This is a genomic window from Amycolatopsis sp. 505 (assembly GCF_031625235.1).
Classification (GTDB): domain Bacteria; phylum Actinomycetota; class Actinomycetes; order Mycobacteriales; family Pseudonocardiaceae; genus Amycolatopsis.
On record NZ_JACKQP010000008.1, the window covers coordinates 124902 to 149446 of the forward strand.

Below are 24545 nucleotides of genomic sequence, written 5' to 3' on the forward strand. Positions count from 1 at the left end.
CGACCGGCCGCGGCAGGGCAGTCAGGCCGTGACGCCGTCGGCTTCCGCGGCCTTCGCGACCGCGGCCGCGACCTCCGGGGCCACGCGCGGGTCGAGCGGGCTGGGGACGATCCGGTCCGGACCGAGGTCGTCCATCGCCACCGACACGATCGCCTCGGCGGCGGCCAGCTTCATGTTCTCCGTGATCGCCCGCGCGCCCGAGTCGAGCGCACCGCGGAAGACACCCGGGAAGGCCAGCACGTTGTTGATCTGGTTCGGGAAGTCGCTCCGCCCGGTCGCCACGATCGACGCGTACCGCGCGGCCACGGCCGGGTGCACTTCCGGGTCCGGGTTGGACAGCGCGAACACGATGCCGCCGCCCGCCATGCGGCCCAGCAGCGACTCGTCGATCGTCGCGCCCGACAGGCCGAGGAACACGTCCGCGCCCTCCAGCGCCTCCGCCAGCCCGCCCGTCAGGCCGGCCTTGTTCGTCGTCGCGGCCAGGCGCTCCTTGACCGGGTTCAGGCCCTCGCGGCCGGAGTGGATGATGCCGCGGGAGTCGAGCACGGTGACGTCGCCGATGCCCGCTTCCTGCAGGATCTTCGCGCAGGCCACGCCCGCCGCGCCGGCGCCGGAGACGACCACGCGCTGGTCGGCGATCGCCCGGTCGAGGACCAGGTTGGCGCCTCGCAGGGCGGCCAGCGTCACGATCGCCGTGCCGTGCTGGTCGTCGTGCATGACCGGGCAGTCGAGCGCTTCCTTGAGCTTGTCCTCCAGCTCGAAGCACCGCGGTGCGGAGACGTCCTCCAGGTTGACCGCTCCGAACGACGGCCGCAGCCGCACCAGCGTCTCGACGATCTCGTCGACGTCGGTGGTGTCCAGCACCAGCGGGATCGAGTCGAGCCCGCCGAAGGTCTTGAAGAGCACCGACTTGCCCTCCATGACCGGCAGCGACGCGCTCGCGCCGATGTCACCGAGGCCGAGCACCGCCGTCCCGTCGCTGACCACGACGACCAGCCGGTCCGCCCACGTGTAGCGCTTGGCCTTGGCGGCGTCCTCGGCGATCGCGCGGCTCACCTTCGCCACCCCCGGGGTGTACGCGATCGAAAGGTCACGCGGGCTGGAAATCGGGCGGGTGGCCGCCACCGAGAGCTTGCCGCCCTCGTGCCCGGTGAAGATCTCTTCGTCGGTGACCGGCGCGACGGCGCCGGTGGGGTCGCTCATGGGGTTTCCTGTCGTCGTTTCCGGTATTCCCCCGGTGGGAATGACGGAACTCGCGGTTCGGACTGAGGTCACTGGAATTTCTCCTGGGCATGCGGGCTGGGACCACGGTCCACAGGGGAAACCGTGGGGGATTCCCGGCACGGCAGCCCAGCGCGGTAGCGCCGGCCTGTCGGCGAGGCGTCACGTCGGCCATCGGTGCCGTGGGTCTGGCGATGGCCGCGGACGCGGCGGTCCGGTCATTGTGACAGGTCCCGTGCCGCGGGTGACCCCTCGGTGCGGTTGATGTCACACCGGCGCCCTTTTCCCGGCAATTCCCAAGACGTCCGTCCGGTTTTGTAAGGCGCCCGATAAGGTGACGCCATGCAATTCCGCCGGCTGCGCGTCCCGGACGCCTACGAGTTCGCCCCCCGGGCGTTCCCCGACGACCGGGGCCTGTTCGTCGCCCCCTTCCAGGAGGACGCCTTCCAAGCGGCGGTCGGCCACCCGTTGCGGCTCGGCCAGGCGAACCACAGCGTGTCCCGGCGCGGCACGATCCGCGGCATCCACTTCGCCGACACCCCGCCCGGCCAGGCCAAGTACATCTACTGCCCGCGTGGCTCGCTGCTCGACGTCGTCATCGACCTCCGCGTCGGGTCCCCGACCTTCGGCCAGTGGGACACGGTCGTGCTCGACTCGCGCGAGTTCCGCGCCATGTACCTCGCGGAAGGCCTGGGCCACGGCTTCGCCGCCCTCGAAGACGACACCGTGATGTCGTACTTCTGCTCGGAGCCGTACCACCCCACCGGCGAGCACGGCATCACCCCGCTCGACCCGGCCCTGAACCTGCCCTGGCCCGCGGACATCGAGCCGGTCCTGTCGGCCAAGGACCGCGACGCGCCCACCCTCGCCGAAGCCGTCGACCAGGGCCTGCTCCCGCAGTACGCCGACTGCCTCGCCTTCTACGACAAGCTGCGCTCGGCGCACTGACCAGCCCCCGGCCACCAGGCCGCTTGCCGTTTTAGTAAGCGCGCATATAGTCTGCCCGCATGACACTTTACGAGTATGAGCACAGCGAGACGTCCGCCGCCCCCGCCGCCGCGATCTGGCCGCTGTGGGCCGACACCGGACGCTGGCCGGAATGGGACGCCGGCGTCCGGTCGGTGGTCCTCGACGGCCCGTTCACGGTCGGGATCAGCGGCACGATGACGATGGACGGCATGCCGCCGATCCCGTTCACCCTCACCGAGGTCACCGAGGGCCGCAGCTTCACCGACGAGACGCGGCTGCCGGACGCGTTCCTGCGGTTTGAGCACGTGCTGACCGACGTCGACGGCGGCACGCGGATCACCTACCGCGTCACCATCGACGGCCCGGACGGCTTCGGCGAGCAGGTGACCGAAGACACCCCGGATGCCATACGCGCGCTGGCCCGTCTTGCCGAGGCAAGCTCACGGGTATGACGGCCCCCGAGTCCCGCCTGCCCGGCCCGGAGCGCAGCCCCGGCTTCCTGCTGTGGCGCGTGACACTGGCCTGGCAGCGGGCGATGCGGGCCGCGCTGGCCCCGCACGACCTCACGCACGTCCAGTTCGTGCTGCTGACGACGACGTGGTGGCTCACCCGCTCGGGCGAGCCACCGACCCAGCGGCAGCTCGCCGACCAGGCCGGCACCGACACGATGATGACCAGCCAGGTGGTGCGCAAGCTCGCCGACCGCGGCCTGCTGGCGCGCGCCGACGACCCGGCCGACGCGCGCGCGAAGCGCCTGCAGGTCACGCCGGCCGGCCTCGAACTGGTGGCGAAGGCGCTGAAGGACGTCGAGGCCGCGGACGCCGAGTTCTTCGCGGCCACCGACGACGGCTTCGTCGACGCGCTGGCCCGGCTCGGCCCCTGACCGGATTCCGGGGCTTCCCTGGGGACCATCCCGGATGTCCCGGCCGCGTGATCCGAGCAGGCTCACCGCCATGAAACTTCTCGCACTGGGGGCGGCCGCGGTCGCACTGGCCTTGCTGCCGGGCACCGCGGCCGCGGACGAACTCCCGACGTTCGACTTCACCGACTGCCCGGCGCCGCCCGTGAACGCCGACCCGGGCACGTGGCGCTGCGAAGCCTTTGTCTCACAAGGGAAGCTGACGATCGGCGCCCAGGAGATCCCGCTCGGCGAACTGCGGCTGACGTTCAGCGAAGGCCGGGTGAACGGCCAGTACGCGCAGCTGTTCGGCGCGCTGCGGCACGAGCCGGTGCGGGTGCCCGGCCTGGCCGGCACGACGCTCCAGCTGCGCTACGGCGGCTACTCGGACTTCCAGGGCAACGACGAGCGCCGCGGCGAGCTCGACGTCTACGCCGTGCTGCGGCACCCGTTGCTGCGCAAGGAATGCAGCATCGGCACCACGGCCGCGCCGCTGCACACCGTCGTCCACGACGACCCGGCGCTGCCGCCGACCGTGCTGTCCAAGAACCCGCCGACGTTCCACTTCGGCGTCGTCGACCCGGCGCTGGCGCTCCCGGCGACGCAGGGCTGCGGCCCGCTCGGCAAGCTCGTCGACCGGAAGCTGGGGCTGCCGTCGCCGTCCGTGTTCCACCAGACGACGTACGTGCAGTACAAGCAGCTCTAACGCTTCTTCGGCGTCACCCAGATGGTGATCGTCCCGGTGACCACGGGCCGGCCCTTCGCATCCGAAATGGTCACCGGGACGTCGAGGTCGAAGCCGTCGTCGCCGAACTCCGGCAGCTCGGGCAGGGCCGCCACCGCGCGCAGGCCCGTCTCGGCCTTCGCGACGTACTGGACGTTCATGCCCTTCGGCAGCCAGCGGTGCGTGGTGGGGACGGTCGCCTCGGCGAGCATGCCCATCGCGATCTCGGCGAGGTTGCAGGCGGCGATCGCGTGGAACGTGCGGATGTGGTTGTGCACACCCCACCACTTCGGCGCGGTCACCTCGCAGTGGCCGGGCCGCAGCTCGCGCACCGACGGCAACACCGTGCGGAAGTACGGTACCCGCAGGCACATCGCGGCGCTGAACAGCTGTTTTCCGCCCGGCTTCCCGGCCAGCCGGTGCCACATCGCGAACGTCGGCGTCTCGGGCATGGAGGTCTCCTCGAACTAAGCTACCGTTCAGTAGCTAAGCAGACGACCAGCCGCCGCGCAAACCGCCGGATATATTCGGCCGCGTGACCAACCGTCTCTTCCTCCTCCGGCACGGGCAGACCGAATGGTCGCTGAACGGGCGGCACACCGGCCGCACGGACATCCCGCTGACGCCGGCGGGCGAAGGCCAGGCCCGCGCCGCGGGCGGCACCCTCCGCAGCCTGGTGGGTGGCCCGTCGCTGGTGCTGTCGAGCCCGCGGGCCCGGGCGCTGCGCACGGCCGCGCTGGCCGGGCTGCGCGTCGACGAAGTCACCGAAGACCTCGCCGAGTGGGACTACGGCGACTACGAAGGCATCACCACCCCGCAGATCCGGGAAACCGTGCCCGGCTGGACGGTGTGGACCCACCCGAGCCCGGGCGGCGAAAGCGCTTCGGACGTCTCGGCCCGCGCGGATCGCGTGCTGGAGCGCGCCCGGCGTGAGATCGAGGCCGGGGACGTCATCCTGGTGGGACACGGGCACTTCAGCCGCGTGCTGGTGGCCCGCTGGCTCGGCCTGCCCGCCACCGCCGGCGTCCACTTCGGACTCGACGCGGCCGGCATCGCGGTGCTCGGCGACGAGCGCGGCGAACCCCAGATCGAACACCTCAACCTGCTGCCCGCGGAGGACTGACGTGCCCGACGACCGCATCCGCCGGATCCGCCCTTCGGACGTCGAAGCGGCGGTCGGCCTGGCCCACGAACTGGCGGACTACGAGCGCGCGCCGGACGAGTGCCACCTGACCCCGGCCCAGCTGCACTCCGCTCTGTTCGATGACGAGCCGAAGCTGTTCGGGCACGTGGCCGAGGTGGACGGCGAGGTCGTCGGCTTCGCGGTCTGGTTCTTGAACTACTCGACCTGGCGCGGGGTGCACGGGATCTACCTGGAGGACCTGTACGTCCGGGAGTCCCAGCGCGGTTCGGGCCTGGGCAAGGCCCTCCTGGCGGCCTTGGCGGCCGAGTGCGTCGCGAACGGCTACGCGCGGCTCGAGTGGTCGGTCCTGGACTGGAACCCGGCGACGGAGTTCTACAAGGCCCTGGGCGCGGTCCCAATGGACGAGTGGACGGTCAACCGCCTCACCGACGAGCCGCTGAAGGCCCTGGCCGCGCAAGCCTGAACCAACGTCGCGAATGACTCATTCGGGACCTCCGACGCCGCGAATGAGTCATTCGCGGCATCCGGGCGAGGCGTAGCTCAGTCCTCTTCGTGGCCTTCACGCTCGGCGCGGCGGCCCGCCAGCCCGCCGCGCTCGGCGGCTTCGGTCTCGGTCTCGCCCTCGCGGAGGCCGAGCGCCCACGCCCGCGACGGCCGCCGGAACAGCAGGACCAGGGCCGCGATGCCGAGCAGCGCGATCGGCACGCCCCACAGCGGCTCGCCGGACGGGCCCAGCAGGTACCAGCCGAGCCCGATCACGATCAGCGCGATCACCACACCCGGCGAGCGCGCCCAGGTCTGGCCCAGCACCAGCCCGGCCGACGCGGCCAGGAACGCCAGCGCCACCACGATGAACGTGCCCGACTCGACGAAGACGTTGTTGCCGGGCTGCGCGGGCGCACCCAGGCCGTTCACCAGCACGACCACCCCGAACACCAGCAGGGCGAGCGACGGCACCGCGGTGACCACGCCGGCCAGCCGGACCTCACGGGGAGCGGGCGAGAGCTTCACTGCGGCGGCCTTCCCAGGGTTTCGCGAAAGCACAGTGGACTCCACCAGGGCGAGTCACCGTGCGTGAGCCCTTTCGATCGTATGCCACCCGGTCGGCCGTTTTCGCGGGACCGCCCCGGCGTCGAAAATCAAGATGTCGTCGATGAGCGGGCGGTCGGCCCGGGTGCACTTGTCACGACGAGCGGACACTCGCGTGTGAAGGAGGACCGCCCGGCACAGGGTCTCGTAGGTGCTGTTCCCCGGGGTTGCGCCCGTCACCATGCGGCGCCGGAAGGTTCTCGGGCCGCCGGAAGTCACTTACTCTGCGGTAATGCGCGCAATCCTCGTCGTGAACCCCCAGGCCACCTCGACCACCGCGGGTGGCCGGGACGTGCTGGCGCACGCGCTCGCCAGCCAGGTCAAGCTCGACGTGGTCGAGACGGACTACCGCGGCCACGCGATGGCCGTCGCGCGCTCGGCCGCGCGGGACGGCATCGACCTGGTCGTGGCGCACGGCGGCGACGGCACGGTCAACGAGGTCGTCAACGGCCTGCTGGCCGACGCCGACGGAGATCCCACGGAAATCGGGCGAGTGCCCGCCCTGGGCGTGGTCCCGGGCGGCTCGGCCAACGTCTTCGCACGCGCCCTCGGCATCTCGGCCGACTCCTTCGAGGCCACCCACCAGCTGCTCAACGCGCTGGAGAACGACCGCTCGCGCCGGGTCGGGCTCGGCCTGGCCGACGGGCACTGGTTCACCTTCAACGCCGGCCTCGGCTGGGACGCCGACGTCGTCGGCCGGGTCGCCAAGCGCCGCGGCAAGCAGACCACCGCCGGCCTGTACCTGCGGGCCGCCGTCCGCTCCTACTTCCGGCCGCCGCTGGGCCGGCCGGCCCTCACGATCCGCGTCCCGGGCGAGGACCCGGTCGAGACGCTGACCGCTTTCGTGTCGAACACCGATCCGTGGAGCTACCTGGGCGAGCGTGCCGTCCACCTCAACCCGGGTTGCTCGTTCGAGACGGGATTGGGTTTGTTCGCGCTGAGCGGTCTGGGGTTGCCCACGGTGTTCAAGCATGTACGCCAAGCTTTGGCTACGAAGAGCAACCAGCGGGGCCGGCGTCTCGTGCGTCACGATGACCTGCCGATGATCCGCATCGACGCAGCTGAACCGGTAAACTTCCAGGTGGACGGCGACCTCGTCGGCCAGCGGACTCGAGTCGAATTCTTCAGCGTCCCGAATGCACTCACGGTAATCGTGTGACGACGGGACCGCTGATCGCCTGCGGCAAAGTGCCAGGTGCCGTTCGTCGACGGAGAAGCTCCACTCAGCGCATCAGCCTTTCCTTCGGACGGCTGTTTCGGAGAGAAACCGCAGGTCAGAGGGGTCGCTCGGCCGGGTGACCTGACTCACCGATCTCCCGGAAACCCTTGTCGAAAGCGGTGCTTCGTGAAAGCATTCACAAGCACCCAAGAACACGACCGCCATTGACGACTGTGGCGCGGCCCTCCCGCGCCATATGAAGGAGCTCACGAACATGGACTGGCGCCACGACGCGGCCTGCCGAGACGAGGACCCCGAGCTGTTCTTCCCGGTGGGAACCAGCGGTCCTGCTCTGTCGCAGGTTGCTCAGGCGAAGGCCGTGTGCCACCGCTGCCCCTCCGCTTCCGACTGCCTGGCCTGGGCTCTGGCCAGCGGCCAGGACGCGGGCGTGTGGGGCGGTATGAGCGAGGACGAGCGACGCGCTCTCAAGCGCCGCCGTACGCACATCGGCACGCGTACCAACGCCTGAGTTTCTCGAGATCCACCCAGGCCGAGCAGGAATTTCACCCGGCGGGCATTCGTCGTGCCCACGCCGTCTGGGGTGATACCTACCCGGTTTGAGCTTAACAACCGAGGCGAAACCACCCGGCAACGGGTGCGCTGAAACCTCACCGGGACTTCAAGTCCTCCCGCAAGCGCTGAACGGCCCGGCACCACGCACCTGGTGCCGGGCCTTCATCGTGTCGACCCTTCAATCACCGGTGTCGACCCTTCAATCACAGGTGATGACTGCTCAATCACGCGGCCCAGAAGCGCCCGTGTGATTGAGGAGTCAGCTCACGTGATTGAAGGGTCGACACGCGTGATTGAAGGGTCGACACGAATCAGAGGCGGCGGGAGAGGGGGATGCGGAGCGCGGCTTCCGTGCCCGTCACGCGGGTCGACGACGTCTCCGTCCGCACCTTCCGCAGCGAAAGCGAGCCCCGCAGCTCGGACTCCACCAGCGTCCGGACGATCTGGAGCCCGAGCCCGTCCGAACGCTCCAGCGAGAAGCCCGACGGCAGGCCCCGCCCGTTGTCGCGGATGACGACGTCCAGCCACCGCGCCGAACGCTCCACGATCAGCTCGACCTTGCCCGGCCGGCCCGCCGGGAACGCGTGCTCGATCGCGTTCTGCACCAGCTCGGCCAGCACCATCACCAGTGGCGTCGCGATCTCCGCGACCACCACCCCGAACGAGCCCTTCCGCGACAGCCCGACCTGCGACTCCGCCGTCGCGACCTCGCCGACCATCGGCAGCACGTTGTCGAGCAGCTTGTCGAGGTCGACGCGCTCGTCGACCGAGATCGACAGCGCCTCGTGCACCAGCGCGATCGACGTCACCCGGCGCACGGACTCCGCCAGGGCGAGCCGCGCCTCCTCCGACGTCGTCCGCCGGGACTGCAGCCGCAGCAGCGCCGCCACCGTCTGGAGGTTGTTCTTCACCCGATGGTGGATCTCACGGATCGTCGCGTCCTTCGACAGCAACGCCCGGTCCCGCCGTTTGACCTCGGTGACGTCCCGGACCAGCACCAGCGCGCCCGCTGCCTGCCCGGCCGGCCGCAGCGGCAGCGCGCGGAACAGCACCACCGCCCCGCGCCGCGAATCGGCCTCCGTGCGGCTCGACGGCTTCCCGTCGAGGGCCTCAATGATCCGGTGGGACACCTCGGTCGCGTCGAACGGGTCGCGGATCAGCGAGCGTGTCAGCGGCGCCAAGCGCGTCCCGACCAGGTCGGACTCGTGCCCCATCCGGTGGTACGCGGACAACCCGTTCGGGCTGGCGAACACGACCGTGCCGCTCGAATCCAGGCGGATCAGCCCGTCGCCGACCCGCGGGGACGTGTGCGTGTCCGTCGCGTTCGTGCCGTTCGGCGGGAACGTGCCGTCGACGATCATCTGGCACAGGTCGCCGGCACTGCCCAGGTACGCGATCTCCAACGGCGACGGCACCCGCGGCGCGGCCAGGTTCGTCTCGCGGCTCATCACGGCGATGACCTCGTCGTGGAACCGCACCGGGATCGCTTCCCGCCGCATCGGCAGGTCGCGGTACCAGTGCGGGTCCTCCTCGCGGCAGATCCGCACCTCGCGCATGGCCTTCGCCAGCTGCGGGTGCTCCTGGACGGTGAACCGCGTGCCGACGACGTCCTCGGGGTGCGCGGTCGGCGCCGTCGTGGGGCGGGCGTGCGCGACGCAGACGAAGTCGCCGCCGTCCGGCTGCAGCTCCTCGGTCACCGGGACCCAGAGCAGGAAGTCCGCGAAGGACAGGTCGGCCAGCAGCTGCCACTCGGCGACGACGGTCTGCAGGTGGTCCGCCGCTTCCCCGGGGAGGCCGGTGTTGTCGGCGAGCAGTTCGGCGAGCGTGGACACGGCGTTACTCGACCACCCCGAGCAGGTCACCCTGCTGGACGCGGTCGCCCTTCGCCACGGCGAGGCTGGTCAGCGTGCCCGCGCGTTCGCTCACCGCGGGTAGCTCCATCTTCATCGACTCCAGGATCAGCACGGTGTCACCGGCGTTCAGCGCGGCGCCGGGCGTGGCCACGACCTCGAGCACCGTGCCGACCATTTCGGCCCTGATCTCGGCCATCGACACCCTCCTCGCGCTCGCCCGACCACCCCATCCAACCAGAACGGGACGTCATGACACACTTGAGAGGTTGACCAGCTTTGACGACGAGGAGTGAGCATGTCGAAGCGCGCCCGCAAGCGTCGCGACCGGAAGAAGAACGGCGCGAACCACGGCAAGAAGCCCAACGCCTGAGCGTTCGGCATGACGAAGGCCCCCACACGGCTCGTGCGGGGGCCTTCGTAGTGCTCGGGTGCGTTATTCGGAGCGCTGCTCGAGGGTGATCTCGGTGCGTTCCACGGTGACGCCGCCGCGGGAGGCGACGGTCTGGCGGATCGACGCGCGCAGCCGGCTCTTCAGCTCGGCCGGGGCGTGCTCGCCGCCGCACTTGCGGGCCAGCAGCTGCTTGATGTGCTCGTCGATGCCGTACTCCTCGAGGCACGGCGGGCAGTCCTCGATGTGGGCGCGCAGGGCGGCGTCCCGCTCGGGGCTGCACTCGCGGTCGAGCAGCAGGTAGATGTCGGCGAGCGCCTCTTCGCAGCGGACCTTGTCCGACGCGCCCTCGCACATGTCGCTCATCGCCCCGCCACCTCCTCCTTGGCACCCCGGATGAAGCCGCGCTCCCGCGCCACGTCGGCGAGCAGGTCGCGCAGCTGGGCGCGGCCGCGGTGCAGACGGGACATCACGGTGCCGATGGGCGTGTCCATGATCTCGGCGATCTCCTTGTACGCGAAGCCCTCGACGTCGGCCAGGTAGACGGCCAGCCGGAACTCCTCGGGCAGCTTCTGCAGGGCGGCCTTGACGTCGGTGTCGGGCAGGTTGTCCATCGCCTCGACCTCGGCCGACCGGAGCCCGCTGGAGGTGTGGCTCTCCGCCTTGGCGATCTGCCAGTCGGTGATCTCCTCGGTGGGCGCCTGCACCGGCTGCCGCTGCCGCTTGCGGTAGCCGTTGATGTAGGTGTTGGTCAGGATGCGGTACATCCAGGCCTTGAGGTTCGTGCCGGCCTTGAAGGACGCGAAGGCGGCGTACGCCTTCAGGTAGGTCTCCTGGACCAGGTCCTCGGCATCGGCGGGGTTGCGGGTCATCCGCATCGCGGCCGAGTACAGCTGGTCGAGCAGCGGCATCGCGTCCCGCTCGAAGCGCTCGGCGCGCTCGGCCTCGGTCGCTTCTTCCGGCGCTGAGTTCTGCGTGCTCGGCAAACCGTTCCCTTCCCGCTCGGCGTCGATGCGCGTGCGCGCATACGGCGGACCCGAGTTTACGCGGGGACCGGGCACGCCGCGGTTCGCCGGTGCCTCGGGACGGCGGCGGCTGCGTGAGCGTGTAGTGGCGAGCGTTGTTGTCACGTCCCGTACAACCGATCGGGGGGATCGGGCATTCCCTAGACTTCCGCCATGGCTGGCAAGGGCACCCCGGCGACGGCATTGCTGGGGAAGCAGAAAGTGGCGCACACGCTGCACACTTACGACCACGACCCGCGCGCGGAGTCGTACGGGCTGGAGGCCGTGGAGGCCCTCGGCCTGGACCGGGCGCGCGTGTTCAAGACGCTGGTCGCGGAGGTGGACGGCAAGTTGGTGGTGGGCGTGGTGCCGGTCACCGGCCAGCTGGACCTGAAGGCCCTGGCGGCCGCGGCGGGCGGCAAGAAGGCGAAGATGGCCGACCCGGCGGCGGCCCAGCGGGCGACGGGCTACGTACTGGGCGGAATCTCCCCACTGGGCCACCGCAGCCGGCTGCCGGTGGTGATCGACGCCTCGGCGGAGCGCTTCGAGACGGTGTTCTGCTCGGCCGGCCGGCGAGGACTGGAGGTCGAGCTCGCCCCGGGCGAGCTGATCCGGCTGACCGGCGCGGTGGTGGCGCCGATCGGGGCCTGAGTCAGGCCAGCGGCCGCAGCACCCGCGACAGCCACTCGGTCGCCGCCCGGGAGATCGTCTCCAAATCCTTCCCCAGGCTGTGGTCGCCGTCCACCAGGACCAGCTCCTGGTGGGGTCCCGGCTTGGGCCGGCCGAACGGGTCGCGCTCCCCCTGGATCACCAGCGTCGGCACCTCGACCGCGTCGAACTCCGGCTGGCGGGTCTTCTCCGGCCGGCCCGGGGGGTGCTCCGGGAACGCCAGGCACAGCACCGCCACCGCCTGCCCCGCCGACGCCGTCCGGCAGGCCACCCGCGCGCCCGAGGATCGGCCGCCGAACACGAACGGCAGGCCGTCGAAGCGCTCCGACAGGTCGTCCGCCACCGTGAGCCACGCCGTGTCCAGCTGGTTCGCCGGGGCCGGTGCGCGGCGGCCCGCCACCCGGTACGGCTGCTCGACCAGCGCCACGTGCACGTCCGCCGCCTGCGCCGCGCGCGTCACCGCCACCAGGTCCTTCGCCCCGAGGCCGCCGCCCGCGCCGTGGCCGAGCATCAGCACCGCCTCGCCCTCTTCGGCGCAGTGCAGGTACACGCGCGCCGGGCCGTAGGCGGTTTCGATCGGGATGGCCGTCATGACTTCGGCGCGTCGAACAGCGCGCTCTCCTGCGCCGGGTCGACCCGCTCCAGCAGCTCGGGGCCGTTGTTGCGGACGTTGTTGACCTTGCTCGAGATCGGCCGCAGCTCCAGCGACGCGATCTCCTCCGGCGTCGGCACCAGCAGGTCGGTGACGTCTTCGCGGTCCGGGTCCAGCCAGCCGTCCCAGTGCGAGCGCGGCACGATCAGCGGCATGCGGTGGTGGATGTCCGTGAGCTGGCCGGCCGCATCCGTCGTGATGATCGAGAACGTGATCAGCGGCGACGCCTTGTCGTCGTCCTTCGGCCGCCAGCTCTCCCAGATCCCGCCGAACGCCAGCGACGAGCCGTCCGGCTCCGTCATGTAGAACGGTTCCTTCTCCTTGCCCGTGCGGCGCCACTCGAACCAGCCGTCGGCCGGGACCAGGCAGCGGCGCGACACCAGCGCGCGGCGGAAGGCGGGCTTTTCGGCGGCCGTCTCGGCGCGCGTGTTGATCATCCGCGAGCCGACCGACGGGTCCTTGGCCCAGAACGGCACCAGGCCCCACTTCATCATCCGCAGCGAGCGCTCGGCGGGCTCGTCCTCGAGCACCTGGCCGTCTTCGTCACGCGGGTGCCGCTGCACGACCGTCACGACGTTCTTCGTCGGCGCCACGTTGTGGTCCGCCCGCGCGCGTCCCTCGGTGAGGTCGATCGCGTCGAACTCCTCGATCAGCTTTGCCGGGTCCTTCGTGGCGGCGTAGCGCCCGCACATGACCAACCTCCCTCTACGGAAAGAGTCATCGTTACACGCAGGCCAGGGCCCTGGCGAGCGGCGTGGGATCATTCGGGTGGGCACCGGCGCACGAGAGGACGAGGGTTTGGCGCGCAACGACTGGAGCAAGCTGGACGAGTCCGACGTCCGCGTGCGTCCGGGCAAGGGCAGCCGGCCCCGCAGCAAGCGCCGTCCCGAGCACGCCGACGCCGTCACGGCGATGGTCATCGGCAAGGACCGCGGCCGCTGGACCTGCGCGGTCGACGCCGATCCGGGCCGGGTGATCACCGCGATGCGCGCCCGCGAGATGGGCCGGACCCCGGTGGTCGTCGGCGACCGGGTCGGCATCGTCGGAGACGTCTCCGGCAAGCCGGACACGCTCGCGCGGATCGTCCGGGTCGACGAGCGCACCAGCTCGCTGCTGCGCACGGCCGACGACACCGACCCGTACGAGCGGCTGGTCGTCGCGAACGCCGAGCGCCTGCTGATCGTCACCGCGCTGGCCGACCCGCCACCGCGCACCGGCTTCATCGACCGCTGCCTCGTCGCCTGCTACGCCGGTGGCGTCGAGCCGGTCCTCTGCCTGACGAAGGCCGATCTGGCCAGCCCGAACGAGCTCCTGGCCGGCTACGCGGGCCTGGACGTCCCGGCGATCGTGACCCGCTTCGACGAGCAGCCCGAAGGCCTCGCCGACATGCTCAAGGACCGCGTGACGGCCCTGGTCGGCCACTCCGGTGTCGGCAAGTCGACATTGGTCAACCGCCTGGTCCCCGCCGCCGAACTGGCCACCGGCGTGGTGAGCGCGGTCGGCAAGGGGCGCCACACGTCCGTGGCGGCGGTCGCACTGCCGCTGCCGGACGGCGGCTGGGTGATCGACACGCCCGGTGTCCGGTCGTTCGGGCTGGCCCACGTCACCGCGGACGACATCGTGGACGCCTTCGAGGAGTTCGCCGAAGCCGCCGAGGAGTGCCCGTCGGGCTGCGGGCACCTGGGCGCGCCCGAAGACCCGGACTGCGCGCTCGACGACGTCGTCACCGAGGGGAAGGCGAGCCCCGAGCGGCTCGCTTCGCTGCGGCGCCTGCTGGCGTCGCGCGGCGGTCATGATGTGACTCGCGCCACCGATTCGTGAGGCAACCGGGAACCGATCGCGGATCGTCACCGTCACATCGGTAACCATTCGCCCGTTCGGGCGATATGCCGAGCGGAAGATCCGATCCTGAGGGGAACTCAATGCGCAAGACCACCTTGGTCGCCGCGGGTGCCGCGCTGGTGCTCACGCTGACCGCCTGCAGCGGCAACTCCGCTCCCGGCACCGCCGAACCCGCCGCCGCGGGCGGCCAGAGCCAGACCGACGGCCTCGCCTCGCCCTTCACCGACGCGATCAAGCTGGCGTCGGAGGCGAAGCAGGGCACCGAGAAGTCCAAGTCGGCGAAGTTCACCATGGAGGGCTCCGCCGCCGGCCAGACCATGACCGCCTCGGGCGCGATGGCCTTCGACGGCGCGAACACGAAGTTCTCGATGACCAGCACCGCGGCCGGCCAGACCACCGAGATGCGCATGGTCGACAAGGTCATGTACATCAAGCTGCCCGCCGAAGACCAGAAGCAGATGGGCACGGACAAGGCGTGGGCCAAGATCTCGGCCGACGGCACCGACCCGCTTTCGCAGGCGCTGGGCGGCGCGCTGTCCAAGTCGGCGGAGCAGAGCGACCCGAGCAAGATGCTCGAGCAGATCTCCAAGACGGGCCGGATCGTCTCGTCCGACCAGACCGAGCTGAACGGCCAGAAGGTCAACCACTACAAGGTCGAGCTCGACGTCGCGAAGGCGATCGACCAGTTCACCGACCAGGTCCCGGCCGCGGCGCGCGACCAGCTCACCGAGAAGCTCAAGGGCAAGGACCTCAAGCTCCCGGCCGAGCTGTGGCTGGACAAGAACAACCTGCCGGTGCAGGTCACCATGGACCAGGGCCCGATGATGCAGGCGATGGGCGCGCCGGCCGGTGACGCCAAGTTCACGATGAAGTACACCGACTGGGGCACCCAGGTCGACGTGGCGGCCCCGCCGGCCGACCAGGTCGTCGACCTCGGCGAGCTGATGAAGAAGGCCGGTCGCTGACACCGGACGACACTGAGTAGCGGCGGCTCCCCCGAACGAGATCGGGGGAGCCGCTGTGTTTTTGTTGGCGCCATGCGCAAAGCCGCCGTGGTGCTGCTGTTCGCCCTGCTCGCCGGAGCGTGCTCCGACCCATCGCCCCGCCCGGCGTTCGAGGACGCGCGGGCGCTGGCGGACGCGGCGACGGCGGCCACGACGAACGGCGGCTCGGCGAAGTTCGGCACGGACATCGCGGTCGGCTCGGTCCGCTCGAAGGGCCAGGGCCAGGCGCGGTTCGGCGCAGGTGGGACGGCCCAGGCGCTGACGACGGACTTCCTCGGCGAGCCGGTGGAGCTGCGGCAGGTGGCCGGAAAGCTGTACGCGAAGGTGCCGGAGGGCTCGCGCGACGAGGTCGGCAGTGGAAAGCCGTGGATCGTGGTGGCGGCGGACGGGACGGACCCGTTTTCCCAGGTCCTCGGCGGCAGCTTGACGCAGCTGGCGGAGCAGAACGATCCGGCGCACACGCTGGGCGAGATCCGCACGGCGGGCACGATCGTCGCGGCCGAGCGCGGCCAGCTGAACGGGGCGCCGGCGGAGCACTACCGCATCGACCTGGACCTGGCCCGCCTGGGCACGGACCTGCCGGCGGGCCTCCCCCCGGACGCGGCGGGCCGGGTGGGCGGCAAGTTCCCGGTGGAGCTGTGGCTCGACGAGGCGCACCGGCCGATGCAGATCGTGCTGGACCTGACACCAATCCTGCCGGGCTCCGAGGCACGCATCACCACCCGGTATTCGGACTGGGGCACCCCGGTGAACATCCAGCCCCCGCCGGCGGGCGAGGTGGGTTAGCCACGTTTCGCCCGCGCGTCTGCCCGCGGCTCCGGCAGAGTCGGAGCGCCTTCCGCAGCTGCCTCACCGGCCCGAACGGCACGCGGACGCGGGACTTGCACCCCGCCCAGACCTGCCCCGCCACCCCGATCCGAAGCCCAAACACGGCCGGTGGTGCCGGGTCAAGGCACGCTTTCCCGCCTTGACGCGGTACCACCGGCCGTAGTGACAATCGAGCTTCGGGGTGGTGGGCACCCGAAGCCGCCCAACTCAGGTGCACCTCCGGGCAGAGGCCAGCAGACCCGCCTCCACGAAGAACCGCCCGGTTTCGCGGCTTCAACCCCGCCCTCGCCCCTCAACAAACCCCCACCCACCACGGGGGGCGTCCCCAGTTCCACTCTACCGGCCCCCACCGACAAAACCCCAGCTCAAGGCCGGTTGTCCACAGGCGACTCGCATTGAGGACAACTCAGAGCAGTTCCAGCAGGAACGGCAGTTCCTGCGGCGCGTACCAAGCCAGCTCGTGATCCTCGGCGTCCCCCAGCGTGAACTCCGCATCCGGATCCCCCAGATCCGCCGCGTCGATCACCGCCGCCGCCGCGGCCACCGCCTCTGCCGCCTCGGGGGCGTCCACGTGGATCGCCGCCACCGCCGACAGGGGGATCGGGCCGCCGATGCGGACCACCGGCGCGTCCAGGTCCGGACGCAAAGTCACTCCGGAAACGTCCGCCGACACCACCACCCGGCGCGGCTCGCCCTTCTCCTCCGCCGCGATCAGGCGCAACGAGGCCCGGGCCGCGTCCAGCAACGCCGCGTACTCGAGCTCCTCGTCCGACCCGCTCACGTACGCCTCGCGCAACGCCGGGGTCAGCGCGAACGCCGTTCCGCTGCGGGCGCGGAACTCCCCCGAGGTTTCGAGGTCGCGAAGCATCGCGATGGTCGCAGGCAGATAGACCCTCACCAGTGCGCACCCTTCAGCTCTTCCAGGGACTCTTCGATCATCCCGGCCACGAGATCCACGTCGAACGCGGCCTTGCGGTCGCCGTTCAGTCCGAAGTAGACGCCGCCGTGGTACGACGTCACCCCGATCGCCAGCGCCTGGGTGCGCATCAGCGGCATCACCGGGAACATCTCGACCAGTCTGGCCTCTCCCGCGTACATCGGCACCTGGGGGCCCGGTGAATTGGTCACCATGACGTTGAAGATGCGCCCGGACAGCGACCCCGCCGCCCGCGCGCCGAGCGAGTGGAGCGTAGCCGGGGCGAAGCCGCCGACCTTGAGCAGGCCGCGCGCCGCCACCGAACGGCCCGAATCGAGGTGCTCGGCCATCGCGTGGCCGATGTGCTGGAGCCGCAGGACCGGGTTCGGCTCGCCCACCGGCAGGTCCACCAGGTACGCCGCCACCTGGTTGCCGACCAGCCCCGGCGTCGAGTAGCCGGGCGTCTCGGCGTCGCGGACCGCCAGCGGCACCAGCGCGCGGATCGTCGTGTTCGGCGTCAGCTGGACTTCGCGCGACAAGAGCCATTCGCGCAGGGCCCCGGTGATGGCCGCGAGGACGACGTCGTTGACCGTGCCGCCGTGCGCCGCGCGGATCTTGCGGAAGTCCTCCAGCCGCGTGCGGACCACCGCGAACACGCGGCCGCCCGAGACCCGGACGTTCAGCGGCCCCGGCGGCGCCGGGCTGACCAGCGTGCGCAGCGTCGACGCCACCCCGCCGACCGTCTCGGCGAACTTGCCCGCCGCCGCGAAGGCGTCGTTCGCCGCCGACCGGACGTTCTCCACCACCTCGCCCGGCCGCTGGACGCCCTCGCTGATCGCGTCCAGCACCAGCTGGGTGCGGCTCGGCTCGCGGCGCGGTGTCCAGATGTCCTCGAACGGCTCCGGTTCGGCCGGCGCCGGATCGAGGATGAGCTGGCCGAGGTCGATCGTGCCGACACCGTCCACAACGGACTGATGGGTCTTCGTGACCAGCGCCACCCGGTCGCCGGACAGGCCTTCGATGAAGTACGCCTCCCAGAGCGGCCGCTCCGGTGCCAGCCGCCGCGACATCAGGCGCGCGACCAGGTCGAACAGCTGCTCGTCACTGCCCGGCTGGGGCAGCGCCGAGCGCCGGACGTGGTAGTTCAGGTCGAAATCGACGTCGTCCACCCACACCGGGCGCGCCAGGTGGCCCGGCACCTCCAGCACGCGCTGCCGGTACCGCGGCAGGTACGCGAGCCGCCCGCCGATGAGGTCGACCAGCTGGGTGTAGCCGAACCCGGACCGCGGCCGCTCGAAGATCGCCACGCCGCCGACGTGCATCGGGGTCGCGTGGTCCTCGACGTACAGGAACGAGGCGTCCAGCGCGGAAAGGCGGTCGGGCATGGGCCGATCCTTACACAATGGAAGACTGCGGGGTGTGGGTGATGAGTCGACGATCTCGCCGAAGGACCGGTTCCTGACCGTGTACGGCCGGAAGCCGGTGCTCGAGGCACTGGCCGACGACGGCCTGCGCGTGGACAAGGTGATCCTCGCCGACACCGCCCGCGGCCCCGGCGCCGCCGAGATCCAGCGCGCGGCGAAGGCCGCCGGCGTGCCGGTGCAGCGCGCCAGCGCTCACCGGGTCAAAGTGCTCGCCGGCAACGGCAAGCAGGATCAAGGGGTGCTCGCCGACGTCGTCGCCCCGCGGATGCGAGCGCTTTCCGCGGCGCTGGCCGACCGGCGCCCGCCGTCGCGGGTGCTGCTGCTGGACGGCATCACGACCCCCGCGAACGTCGGCATGATCCTGCGGACGGCGACCGCGGCCGGGCTGGACGGCGTGATCGTGCCCCGGCGCGGCGTCGCGGCGCTGGACCCGCTGGTGGTCAAGGCCTCGGCCGGGGTGGCGTTCCGCGCGCCGGTGCTGCGCTGCGGCTCGGCGCGCGAGGCCGCCGAGCTGCTCACCGAAGCTGGCTACGGGCTCTACGCGCTGGGCGCGTCGGCGCGCACCACGGTGTTCGACGTCGACCTGCCGCAGCGCGCCGCGTTCGTCCTCGGCGGCGAGACGGCCGGGGTCGGGCCGGAGGTCGGCGAGCTCGTCACGGAGTGGCTGTCGATCCCGATGCCGGGCGACGTCGAGTCGCTGAACGTCTCGGCCGCCGCCGCGGTCGTGTCGTTCGAGCTGGTCCGCCGCGCGCGCTGACCCTCAGCCGGTGGGGAACAGCACGGCGAGTTCGTCCAGCGTCTCGCTGACCGACCGGTGGTGCACCCCGACCATGCCCGCCTGGACGGCGCCGCGGATGTTCGTCGCGGAGTCGTCGACGAACGCGCAGCGCGCGACCGGCAGCCCGAGCCGGTCGGCCGCGATCAGGTAGACGGCCGGATCCGGTTTCGCCACGCCGACCTCACCGGAAAACACCAGCGCGTCGAAATAGTGGAACATGGTGTTCTTGACCTCATCCGACGCGCCGGGAGCGTTGGACAGCAGCGCGGTGCGGACGCCCCGTTCGCGCGCGGCCGCCAGGTAGTCGTAGAACCGGCCGGCGTCAGGGTCCGTGAGAACTCCGGCGAAATCGACCAATAACCCTTTCAGCACCCGGCACACAATAGCCGGGCGCGTTGTGACATGTCCCGCAGAGTGGTCCACCTACCGCATCCGTCGGCCGGAATCCACAGTTCGGCGGTTTTCGCCCGGATCGAGCGATTCCCGGTTCTTTTCCGGCCCGTTCTCGCCTCTAAGCGAAAGCCGAGTCAGGGAGGGCAGGAAATGATCGAGGAACATCGGTTGCGGACGTTGATCGACTGCGAGGTCCCGCGGCGGCCGGACGGTCGGCAGGTGCCTCAGCGGGAGGAGGAACGCGCGCGCTGCCCGGCGCCGAGACAGGGCGAGGCGGGCGAAGTCGGCCACCTGCTGAACATGCTGCTGGAGGCGTACGACGGCCGCCGCCCGGCGGCGCAGGTCCGCGCACTGGTGGCGCCGGAGGTGTTCGCCGGGCTGGCCGGGCCTCGCCGGCCGCGGCCTCGGCACCGGACGCAGACGATCCACACGTGCAGCCCGGCACCGGACGTGGTGGAGGCCTGCGCCCGCGTGGAGGCGGACGGCCGTTCGTTCGCCCTGGCGGCGAGGTTCGTGCGGACGCCGGTGGGGTGGCGGTGCGAGCGGTTCGCGCTGTTGAAGCCGCAGCCCCCGGCCAACCCGCTCCGGCGGGCGGCTTGAGATGGGGAGAAGGGGCCGCTCGCCGCCGGGGGCCGGTTGGGGCCTCTGGCTGGTCGAGGGACCTGCGCCGTGTCGTGCTGACGCGGCGCAGTCCCTGGTCAGGCCTTGGTGGCGCGGGCAGCCGGGCCAGGGCTAATCGCTGCTGGTCACCGGGAGGCTCGACAAGCCGCGCAGGGTTGCCGTGGGGTTCCAGGCCGGTGTTCCCGCCAATCTCAGGCCTGGGCGGCGGCGGGCCAGCTCGCGGAAGGCGATCCGGGCCTCCAACCTCGCCAACGGCGCTCCCAAACAGAAGTGGATCCCCTGGCCGAACGCCAGATGCCGGCCGGGCTCCCGCGCCGGGTCGAAGGAGTCCGGGGAAGGGCCCGTGGCCGGGTCGCGGTTGGCTGCTCCGATCACCACGATCACCTGGCTACCCTGCGGTATCGGCAGGTCCGCCAGCGTCGTGTCGCGCAGGGCCGTTCGGGCCGTCAGCTGGGCCGGCGAGTCGTAGCGCAGGACCTCCTCCACCACGCGCGCCGCGTTCTCGCCGTCCGCTCCCAGGGGCTTCAAGCCCTCCGGGGAGCGCAACAGCGCCAGTACGCCGTTGCCGATCAGGTTCGTCGTCGTCTCGTGGCCGGCGATCAGCAGGAGCGTCAACGTCACCAGGAGCTCGCCCTCGGTGAGCACGTCGCCCGCGTCCGAGACCGCCACCAGCGCCGACAGCAGGTCGTCGCCCGGCTCGCGCCGGCGGTCGGCCGCCAGTTCGCGGAAGTACGCGACGAACGACTGCCGTGCTCTGACCGCCGGTTCGAGCGTGTCCGGGGGCTGCAGGAACGGCGGGTCCAGGGCCCGCGCCATTGCGTGCGACCACTCCGCGAAGCGATCGCGGTCGTCCAGTGGCACGCCCAGGAGTTCCGCGATCACCTCGACCGGCAGCGGCTTCGCGAACGCCGTCATCACGTCGAACTCCGCCGGCGCGCGGTCGATGAGCGCTGCCGCGAGTTCCTCGATGCGCGGTGCCAGCTGCTCGACCATCCGCGGCGTGAACGCCTTCGCCACCAGCCGCCGCAGGCGCGTGTGGTCGGGCGGGTTCAGCGACAGGAACGCCCGGACCACGCGTCCCGATTCGTCGACCGGCTGGTCCGGGAGGCGGTCCGCCGGGTCGAGGTACTCGGGTTCGGGGTGCCCGAACGCCGGGTCGCGCAGCACCTGCGTGGCCTCGGCGAGGCCGCTGACCACGAACATCCGCTCCGCGAGAGCCGCCACCGGGCGGGCCTCGCGCCAGCGGCGGTAGTGCGGGTACGGGTCCGGCCGCCGCTCGGCGCCGAACAGCGCGAAGAACTCCTGTGGATCTGCCGACGTCACAAAACCCCCATCAACGAAACCGGGGCGCGCGGATCTCGCCGCGCGCCCCGATCGACACCCGTGTCAGCGACGCGGGCCCTTCTTGCCCTTCTTGGCGGCGTCACGCTGGGCGGCGCGACGGTCGCGACGCGTACCGCCGGCGCCACCGCCCGCGGCCTGCGCCCCGCCCTCGGCGTGGGACTCGACCTCGCCGTCCTCGCCCGGACCGGACAGCATCATGCCCGACTGCTGACCACCGCCGCCGAGACCCTTGCCGCGCAGGGCGGCCGGGACGGACTCGGTGTCGGTCGTCGGCGGCTGCGGCGGCGCCGGACGCGCGTGGCGGCCTTCGGTCGCCTGGCCGTTGCCGGTCGGGACACCCGTCGGCAGCGCCGAGGCCTCCTCGGCCGGGGGCGCCTCGGCGCGCTCGACCTGCAGGTTGAACAGGAAGCCGACGGCCTCCTCCTTCAGCGAGTCGAGCATCGCGCGGAACATGTCGAAGCCCTCGCGCTGGTACTCGATCAACGGGTCGCGCTGCGCCAGCGCCCGCATGCCGATGCCCTGCTTGAGGTAGTCCATCTCGTAGAGGTGCTCGCGCCACTTGCGGTCGAGGACCGTCAGCATCACCTGGTGCTCCAGGGTCCGCATGCCCTCCGGGCCGACGAGCGCGTTGATCTCCTCTTCGCGCTGGTCGTAGGCGCGGCGGGCGTCTTCGAGCAGCGCCTGGCGCAGGCCGTCGGCGTCGAGGTCGCCGTCGTCCATCAGCTCGTCCCAGGTCACCGAGACCGGGTAGAGCTGCTTCAGCGCCGACCACAGCTTCTCGTGGTCCCAGTCCTCGGCGTAGCCGTTGGCCGTCGCGCCGTCCACATAGGCGTTGACGACGTCCTCGAGCATGCCCTCGATCTGGTCGCGCAGGTTCTCGCCGGCGAGGACGCGGTGGCGCTCGGCGTAGATCACCTTGCGCTGCTCGTTCATGACCTCGTCGTACTTGAGGACGTCCTTGCGCTGCTCCATGTTGATCTGCTCGACCTGGGTCTGCGCGCTCTTGATGGCCTTGGAGACCATCTTGTGCTCGATCGGCACGTCGTCGGGCAGCCGCATGGTCGTCATGACGCGCTCGACCATCGTCGCGTTGAAGCGGCGCATGAGCTCGTCACCGAGCGAGAGGTAGAAGCGGGACTCGCCCGGGTCGCCCTGACGGCCGGACCGACCGCGGAGCTGGTTGTCGATGCGGCGCGACTCGTGCCGCTCGGTGCCCAGCACGTAGAGCCCGCCCGCCTCGCGGACCTCTTCGCCCTCGGCCTTCGACTCCGCCTTGACCTGCTCGAGGACCTCGGGCCACGCGGCCTCGTACTCCTCGGAGTGCTCGACCGGGTCCAGGCCGCGCTCGCGCAGCACCTGGTCGGCGATGAGGTCGGGGTTGCCGCCCAGCACGATGTCGGTACCGCGGCCGGCCATGTTCGTGGCGACCGTGACGGCGCCCTTCTGGCCGGCGCGCGCGACGATCAGCGCCTCCCGGTCGTGGTGCTTCGCGTTCAGCACCTCGTGCGGGACGCTCAGCTTCACCAGCAGCTTCGACAGGTGCTCGGACTTCTCGACGCTGGTCGTGCCGACCAGCACCGGCTGGCCCTTTTCGTGCCGCTCGGCGATGTCCTCGGCGACGGCCTCGAACTTGGCCTGCTCGGTCTTGTAGATCAGGTCGGCCTGGTCGACGCGGATCATCGGCCGGTTGGTCGGGATCGGCACCACACCCAGCTTGTAGGTCTGGTGGAACTCCGCGGCCTCGGTCTCGGCCGTACCGGTCATGCCGGACAGCTTCTCGTAGAGGCGGAAGTAGTTCTGCAGCGTGATCGTCGCCAGGGTCTGGTTCTCGGCCTTGATCTCGACCTTTTCCTTGGCCTCGATCGCCTGGTGCATGCCCTCGTTGTAGCGGCGGCCGTGCAGGATGCGCCCGGTGAACTCGTCGACGATCATGACTTCGCCGTTGCGGACGATGTAGTCCTTGTCGCGGTGGAAGAGCTCCTGGACCTTCAGCGCGTTGTTCAGGTACCCGACCAGCGGGGTGTTCGCGGCCTCGTACAGGTTGTCGATGCCGAGCTGGTCCTCGACGAACCGGACGCCCTTCTCGGTGACGGCGACGGTGCGCTTCCGCTGGTCGACCTCGTAGTGGTACTTCGAGTTGATCAGGTTCGTCTTCTCGACGCGCTCGCGCGACCCCATCGTCGTGGTGTCGATGCCCTGCATGAGGGGGGCGAGCCGGGCGAACTCGACGTACCAGCGCGACGACTGGTCGGCCGGGCCGGAGATGATCAGCGGCGTCCGGGCCTCGTCGATGAGGATCGAGTCCACCTCGTCGACGATGGCGAAGTTGTGCCCGCGCTGCACGCAGTCGTCGAGGCTCCACGCCATGTTGTCGCGCAGGTAGTCGAAGCCGAACTCGTTGTTCGTGCCGTAGGTGATGTCGGCGTTGTACTGGGAGCGCCGCACGTCCGGCTGCTGCTCCGACAGGATGACGCCGACCTCGAGGCCGAGGAAGCGGTGGATGCGGCCCATCCACTCCGAGTCGCGCTTGGCCAGGTAGTCGTTCGTCGTGACGACGTGGACGCCCTTGCCGGGGATGGCGTTGAGGTAGGCGGGGAGGACGCAGGTGAGCGTCTTGCCCTCGCCGGTCTTCATCTCGGCGACCTGGCCGAGGTGCAGCGCCGCGCCGCCCATCAGCTGGACGTCGAAGTGGCGCTGGCCCAGCACCCGCTTGGCCGCTTCCCGGACGACCGCGAAGGCCTCCGGCAGCAGGTCGTCGAGGGATTCGCCGTCGCCGTTCCGCTTGCGGAACTCCTCGGTCTTGGCCCGCAGCTCGGCGTCGGTCAGGTCCTTGACGTCGTCTTCGAGGGTGTTGATGTGATCGGCGATGTTGCGCAGCCGCTTCACCATCTTGCCCTCACCCGCGCGGAGCAGGCGGTTCAGCACCATCCGGTCGACCTCACTAGCTGAATATGAGCGCGCCCAGGCCGGTCCCGGGCAGGTTCTCCCGCGGTGGCGGCCGTGTTCGGCACCACCTTCCCACCCCCATCGTAGGGAACGGTGGCCCTCGTGT

At 70.9% G+C, this 24545-nt stretch carries 29 protein-coding genes; 15 read left to right on the forward strand and 14 right to left on the reverse strand.

What is annotated here, in order from left to right:
- Positions 1–21: 21 nt before the first annotated feature.
- Positions 22–1203, reverse strand: a complete 1182-nt coding sequence (locus H5965_RS28385) for an NADP-dependent malic enzyme (protein WP_310973402.1) — start codon at positions 1201–1203, stop codon at positions 22–24.
- Positions 1204–1563: 360 nt separating this feature from the next.
- Between H5965_RS28385 and H5965_RS28390 the strand changes: the two genes are divergently transcribed.
- The 4 genes from H5965_RS28390 (at position 1564) to H5965_RS28405 (ending at position 3794) form a co-directional block, all read left to right on the forward strand.
- Positions 1564–2169: a dTDP-4-dehydrorhamnose 3,5-epimerase gene (locus H5965_RS28390; protein ID WP_310973404.1), complete on the forward strand. Its 606-nt coding sequence runs from the start codon at positions 1564–1566 to the stop codon at positions 2167–2169.
- Between the two features lie 59 nt (positions 2170–2228).
- Positions 2229–2642 carry an SRPBCC family protein gene (locus H5965_RS28395; protein WP_310973406.1) on the forward strand — a complete coding sequence of 138 codons (414 nt, stop codon included), beginning with the start codon at positions 2229–2231 and terminating at the stop codon, positions 2640–2642.
- Positions 2639–3073, forward strand: a complete 435-nt coding sequence (locus H5965_RS28400; RefSeq protein ID WP_310973407.1) for a MarR family transcriptional regulator — start codon at positions 2639–2641, stop codon at positions 3071–3073. The genes H5965_RS28395 and H5965_RS28400 overlap by 4 nt, the downstream gene beginning before the upstream one ends.
- A gap of 70 nt (positions 3074–3143) precedes the next feature.
- The gene (locus H5965_RS28405) at positions 3144–3794 is read left to right on the forward strand and encodes a hypothetical protein (RefSeq protein ID WP_310973409.1); all 651 of its coding nucleotides are present in this window, start codon (positions 3144–3146) and stop codon (positions 3792–3794) included.
- Here the strand turns inward: H5965_RS28405 and H5965_RS28410 are convergent.
- Positions 3791–4264 carry a hotdog fold domain-containing protein gene (locus tag H5965_RS28410; RefSeq protein WP_310973410.1) on the reverse strand — a complete coding sequence of 158 codons (474 nt, stop codon included), beginning with the start codon at positions 4262–4264 and terminating at the stop codon, positions 3791–3793. The two genes, H5965_RS28405 and H5965_RS28410, sit on opposite strands and share 4 nt — an antisense overlap.
- 83 nt (positions 4265–4347) lie before the next feature.
- Between H5965_RS28410 and H5965_RS28415 the strand changes: the two genes are divergently transcribed.
- A complete protein-coding gene (locus tag H5965_RS28415; RefSeq protein ID WP_310973412.1) occupies positions 4348–4935 on the forward strand; it encodes an acid phosphatase in 588 nt (195 codons plus the stop codon).
- A gap of 1 nt (position 4936) precedes the next feature.
- Positions 4937–5419, forward strand: coding sequence for a GNAT family N-acetyltransferase (locus tag H5965_RS28420; protein ID WP_310973413.1), 483 nt, complete (start codon positions 4937–4939; stop codon positions 5417–5419).
- A 77-nt stretch (positions 5420–5496) separates the two neighbouring features.
- On the opposite strand, the gene H5965_RS28425 is transcribed toward H5965_RS28420, so the two are convergent.
- Complete coding sequence (locus tag H5965_RS28425; RefSeq protein ID WP_206790153.1) at positions 5497–5967, reverse strand: hypothetical protein; 471 nt, start codon at positions 5965–5967, stop codon at positions 5497–5499.
- A gap of 310 nt (positions 5968–6277) precedes the next feature.
- On the opposite strand from H5965_RS28425, the gene H5965_RS28430 reads away from it, so the two are divergent.
- Positions 6278–7204 carry a diacylglycerol kinase family protein gene (locus tag H5965_RS28430; RefSeq protein WP_310973415.1) on the forward strand — a complete coding sequence of 309 codons (927 nt, stop codon included), beginning with the start codon at positions 6278–6280 and terminating at the stop codon, positions 7202–7204.
- A 274-nt stretch (positions 7205–7478) separates the two neighbouring features.
- Positions 7479–7733 carry a WhiB family transcriptional regulator gene (locus tag H5965_RS28435; RefSeq protein WP_043777259.1) on the forward strand — a complete coding sequence of 85 codons (255 nt, stop codon included), beginning with the start codon at positions 7479–7481 and terminating at the stop codon, positions 7731–7733.
- Between the two features lie 355 nt (positions 7734–8088).
- On the opposite strand, the gene H5965_RS28440 is transcribed toward H5965_RS28435, so the two are convergent.
- Both H5965_RS28440 and H5965_RS28445 read right to left on the reverse strand, forming a co-directional pair.
- Positions 8089–9609, reverse strand: a complete 1521-nt coding sequence (locus H5965_RS28440) for a histidine kinase N-terminal domain-containing protein (RefSeq protein ID WP_310973418.1) — start codon at positions 9607–9609, stop codon at positions 8089–8091.
- A 4-nt stretch (positions 9610–9613) separates the two neighbouring features.
- Positions 9614–9826, reverse strand: a complete 213-nt coding sequence (locus H5965_RS28445; RefSeq protein WP_310973420.1) for a biotin/lipoyl-binding carrier protein — start codon at positions 9824–9826, stop codon at positions 9614–9616.
- A gap of 99 nt (positions 9827–9925) precedes the next feature.
- On the opposite strand from H5965_RS28445, the gene H5965_RS46210 reads away from it, so the two are divergent.
- On the forward strand, positions 9926–10000 hold the full coding sequence (locus H5965_RS46210; RefSeq protein WP_098515123.1) for a 50S ribosomal protein bL37: 75 nt from the start codon (positions 9926–9928) through the stop codon (positions 9998–10000).
- Between the two features lie 63 nt (positions 10001–10063).
- On the opposite strand, the gene rsrA is transcribed toward H5965_RS46210, so the two are convergent.
- Positions 10064–10384: a mycothiol system anti-sigma-R factor gene (gene rsrA / locus H5965_RS28450; protein WP_310973421.1), complete on the reverse strand. Its 321-nt coding sequence runs from the start codon at positions 10382–10384 to the stop codon at positions 10064–10066.
- On the reverse strand, positions 10381–11004 hold the full coding sequence (locus tag H5965_RS28455; protein WP_003059778.1) for a sigma-70 family RNA polymerase sigma factor: 624 nt from the start codon (positions 11002–11004) through the stop codon (positions 10381–10383). Before H5965_RS28455 ends, rsrA begins: the two co-directional genes overlap by 4 nt.
- Positions 11005–11196: 192 nt before the next feature.
- On the opposite strand from H5965_RS28455, the gene ybaK reads away from it, so the two are divergent.
- Positions 11197–11673, forward strand: a complete 477-nt coding sequence (gene ybaK, locus H5965_RS28460) for a Cys-tRNA(Pro) deacylase (RefSeq protein WP_310973422.1) — start codon at positions 11197–11199, stop codon at positions 11671–11673.
- Between the two features lies 1 nt (position 11674).
- Here the strand turns inward: ybaK and H5965_RS28465 are convergent, their stop codons facing one another.
- Together H5965_RS28465 and H5965_RS28470 are read right to left on the reverse strand one after the other, a co-directional pair.
- Entirely contained in the window at positions 11675–12283 is a 609-nt protein-coding gene (locus tag H5965_RS28465) for an alpha/beta family hydrolase (RefSeq protein ID WP_310973423.1), read from the reverse strand.
- Complete coding sequence (locus H5965_RS28470) at positions 12280–13035, reverse strand: SOS response-associated peptidase (RefSeq protein WP_310973424.1); 756 nt, start codon at positions 13033–13035, stop codon at positions 12280–12282. Before H5965_RS28470 ends, H5965_RS28465 begins: the two co-directional genes overlap by 4 nt.
- Positions 13036–13141: 106 nt before the next feature.
- Between H5965_RS28470 and rsgA the strand changes: the two genes are divergently transcribed.
- From rsgA to H5965_RS28485, 3 genes are all read left to right on the forward strand, one after another.
- On the forward strand, positions 13142–14164 hold the full coding sequence (rsgA, locus tag H5965_RS28475; protein WP_310973426.1) for a ribosome small subunit-dependent GTPase A: 1023 nt from the start codon (positions 13142–13144) through the stop codon (positions 14162–14164).
- Positions 14165–14265: 101 nt separating this feature from the next.
- A complete protein-coding gene (locus H5965_RS28480; protein WP_310973428.1) occupies positions 14266–15150 on the forward strand; it encodes a hypothetical protein in 885 nt (294 codons plus the stop codon).
- A gap of 72 nt (positions 15151–15222) precedes the next feature.
- On the forward strand, positions 15223–15975 hold the full coding sequence (locus H5965_RS28485) for a hypothetical protein (RefSeq protein WP_310973429.1): 753 nt from the start codon (positions 15223–15225) through the stop codon (positions 15973–15975).
- Between the two features lie 448 nt (positions 15976–16423).
- Here H5965_RS28485 and H5965_RS28490 read toward each other — a convergent pair whose 3' ends face one another.
- Together H5965_RS28490 and H5965_RS28495 are read right to left on the reverse strand one after the other, a co-directional pair.
- Positions 16424–16915 carry a DUF6912 family protein gene (locus tag H5965_RS28490; protein WP_191315199.1) on the reverse strand — a complete coding sequence of 164 codons (492 nt, stop codon included), beginning with the start codon at positions 16913–16915 and terminating at the stop codon, positions 16424–16426.
- A complete protein-coding gene (locus tag H5965_RS28495; protein ID WP_310973431.1) occupies positions 16912–18318 on the reverse strand; it encodes a wax ester/triacylglycerol synthase family O-acyltransferase in 1407 nt (468 codons plus the stop codon). Before H5965_RS28495 ends, H5965_RS28490 begins: the two co-directional genes overlap by 4 nt.
- 34 nt (positions 18319–18352) lie before the next feature.
- On the opposite strand from H5965_RS28495, the gene H5965_RS28500 reads away from it, so the two are divergent.
- A complete protein-coding gene (locus H5965_RS28500; RefSeq protein ID WP_310973432.1) occupies positions 18353–19114 on the forward strand; it encodes an RNA methyltransferase in 762 nt (253 codons plus the stop codon).
- Between the two features lie 3 nt (positions 19115–19117).
- On the opposite strand, the gene H5965_RS28505 is transcribed toward H5965_RS28500, so the two are convergent.
- Complete coding sequence (locus H5965_RS28505) at positions 19118–19492, reverse strand: HAD-IA family hydrolase (RefSeq protein WP_310974161.1); 375 nt, start codon at positions 19490–19492, stop codon at positions 19118–19120.
- A gap of 186 nt (positions 19493–19678) precedes the next feature.
- Between H5965_RS28505 and H5965_RS28510 the strand changes: the two genes are divergently transcribed.
- The gene (locus tag H5965_RS28510) at positions 19679–20128 is read left to right on the forward strand and encodes an Rv3235 family protein (protein WP_310973434.1); all 450 of its coding nucleotides are present in this window, start codon (positions 19679–19681) and stop codon (positions 20126–20128) included.
- 132 nt (positions 20129–20260) lie between these two features.
- Here H5965_RS28510 and H5965_RS28515 read toward each other — a convergent pair whose 3' ends face one another.
- Positions 20261–21472: a cytochrome P450 gene (locus H5965_RS28515; RefSeq protein ID WP_310973436.1), complete on the reverse strand. Its 1212-nt coding sequence runs from the start codon at positions 21470–21472 to the stop codon at positions 20261–20263.
- Between the two features lie 63 nt (positions 21473–21535).
- Positions 21536–24421 carry a preprotein translocase subunit SecA gene (secA, locus tag H5965_RS28520; RefSeq protein WP_310973438.1) on the reverse strand — a complete coding sequence of 962 codons (2886 nt, stop codon included), beginning with the start codon at positions 24419–24421 and terminating at the stop codon, positions 21536–21538.
- Positions 24422–24545: the final 124 nt, after the last annotated feature.

Excerpts from the sequence above, each read along its gene's own strand:
- ybaK (WP_310973422.1), top strand. The coding sequence starts at position 11,197 with ATGGCTGGCAAGGGCACCCCGGCGACGGCATTGCTGGGGAAGCAGAAA.
- H5965_RS28385 (WP_310973402.1), bottom strand. The coding sequence starts at position 1,203 with ATGAGCGACCCCACCGGCGCCGTCGCGCCGGTCACCGACGAAGAGATC.
- H5965_RS28405 (WP_310973409.1), top strand. The coding sequence starts at position 3,144 with ATGAAACTTCTCGCACTGGGGGCGGCCGCGGTCGCACTGGCCTTGCTG.
- rsrA (WP_310973421.1), bottom strand. The coding sequence starts at position 10,384 with ATGAGCGACATGTGCGAGGGCGCGTCGGACAAGGTCCGCTGCGAAGAG.
- H5965_RS28465 (WP_310973423.1), bottom strand. The coding sequence starts at position 12,283 with ATGACGGCCATCCCGATCGAAACCGCCTACGGCCCGGCGCGCGTGTAC.
- H5965_RS28410 (WP_310973410.1), bottom strand. The coding sequence starts at position 4,264 with ATGCCCGAGACGCCGACGTTCGCGATGTGGCACCGGCTGGCCGGGAAG.
- H5965_RS28390 (WP_310973404.1), top strand. The coding sequence starts at position 1,564 with ATGCAATTCCGCCGGCTGCGCGTCCCGGACGCCTACGAGTTCGCCCCC.
- secA (WP_310973438.1), bottom strand. The coding sequence starts at position 24,421 with ATGGTGCTGAACCGCCTGCTCCGCGCGGGTGAGGGCAAGATGGTGAAG.
- H5965_RS28485 (WP_310973429.1), top strand. The coding sequence starts at position 15,223 with ATGCGCAAAGCCGCCGTGGTGCTGCTGTTCGCCCTGCTCGCCGGAGCG.
- H5965_RS28470 (WP_310973424.1), bottom strand. The coding sequence starts at position 13,035 with ATGTGCGGGCGCTACGCCGCCACGAAGGACCCGGCAAAGCTGATCGAG.
- H5965_RS28400 (WP_310973407.1), top strand. The coding sequence starts at position 2,639 with ATGACGGCCCCCGAGTCCCGCCTGCCCGGCCCGGAGCGCAGCCCCGGC.
- H5965_RS28510 (WP_310973434.1), top strand. The coding sequence starts at position 19,679 with ATGATCGAGGAACATCGGTTGCGGACGTTGATCGACTGCGAGGTCCCG.
- H5965_RS28435 (WP_043777259.1), top strand. The coding sequence starts at position 7,479 with ATGGACTGGCGCCACGACGCGGCCTGCCGAGACGAGGACCCCGAGCTG.
- H5965_RS28430 (WP_310973415.1), top strand. The coding sequence starts at position 6,278 with ATGCGCGCAATCCTCGTCGTGAACCCCCAGGCCACCTCGACCACCGCG.
- H5965_RS28395 (WP_310973406.1), top strand. The coding sequence starts at position 2,229 with ATGACACTTTACGAGTATGAGCACAGCGAGACGTCCGCCGCCCCCGCC.
- H5965_RS28495 (WP_310973431.1), bottom strand. The coding sequence starts at position 18,318 with ATGCCCGACCGCCTTTCCGCGCTGGACGCCTCGTTCCTGTACGTCGAG.
- H5965_RS28480 (WP_310973428.1), top strand. The coding sequence starts at position 14,266 with ATGCGCAAGACCACCTTGGTCGCCGCGGGTGCCGCGCTGGTGCTCACG.
- H5965_RS28445 (WP_310973420.1), bottom strand. The coding sequence starts at position 9,826 with ATGGCCGAGATCAGGGCCGAAATGGTCGGCACGGTGCTCGAGGTCGTG.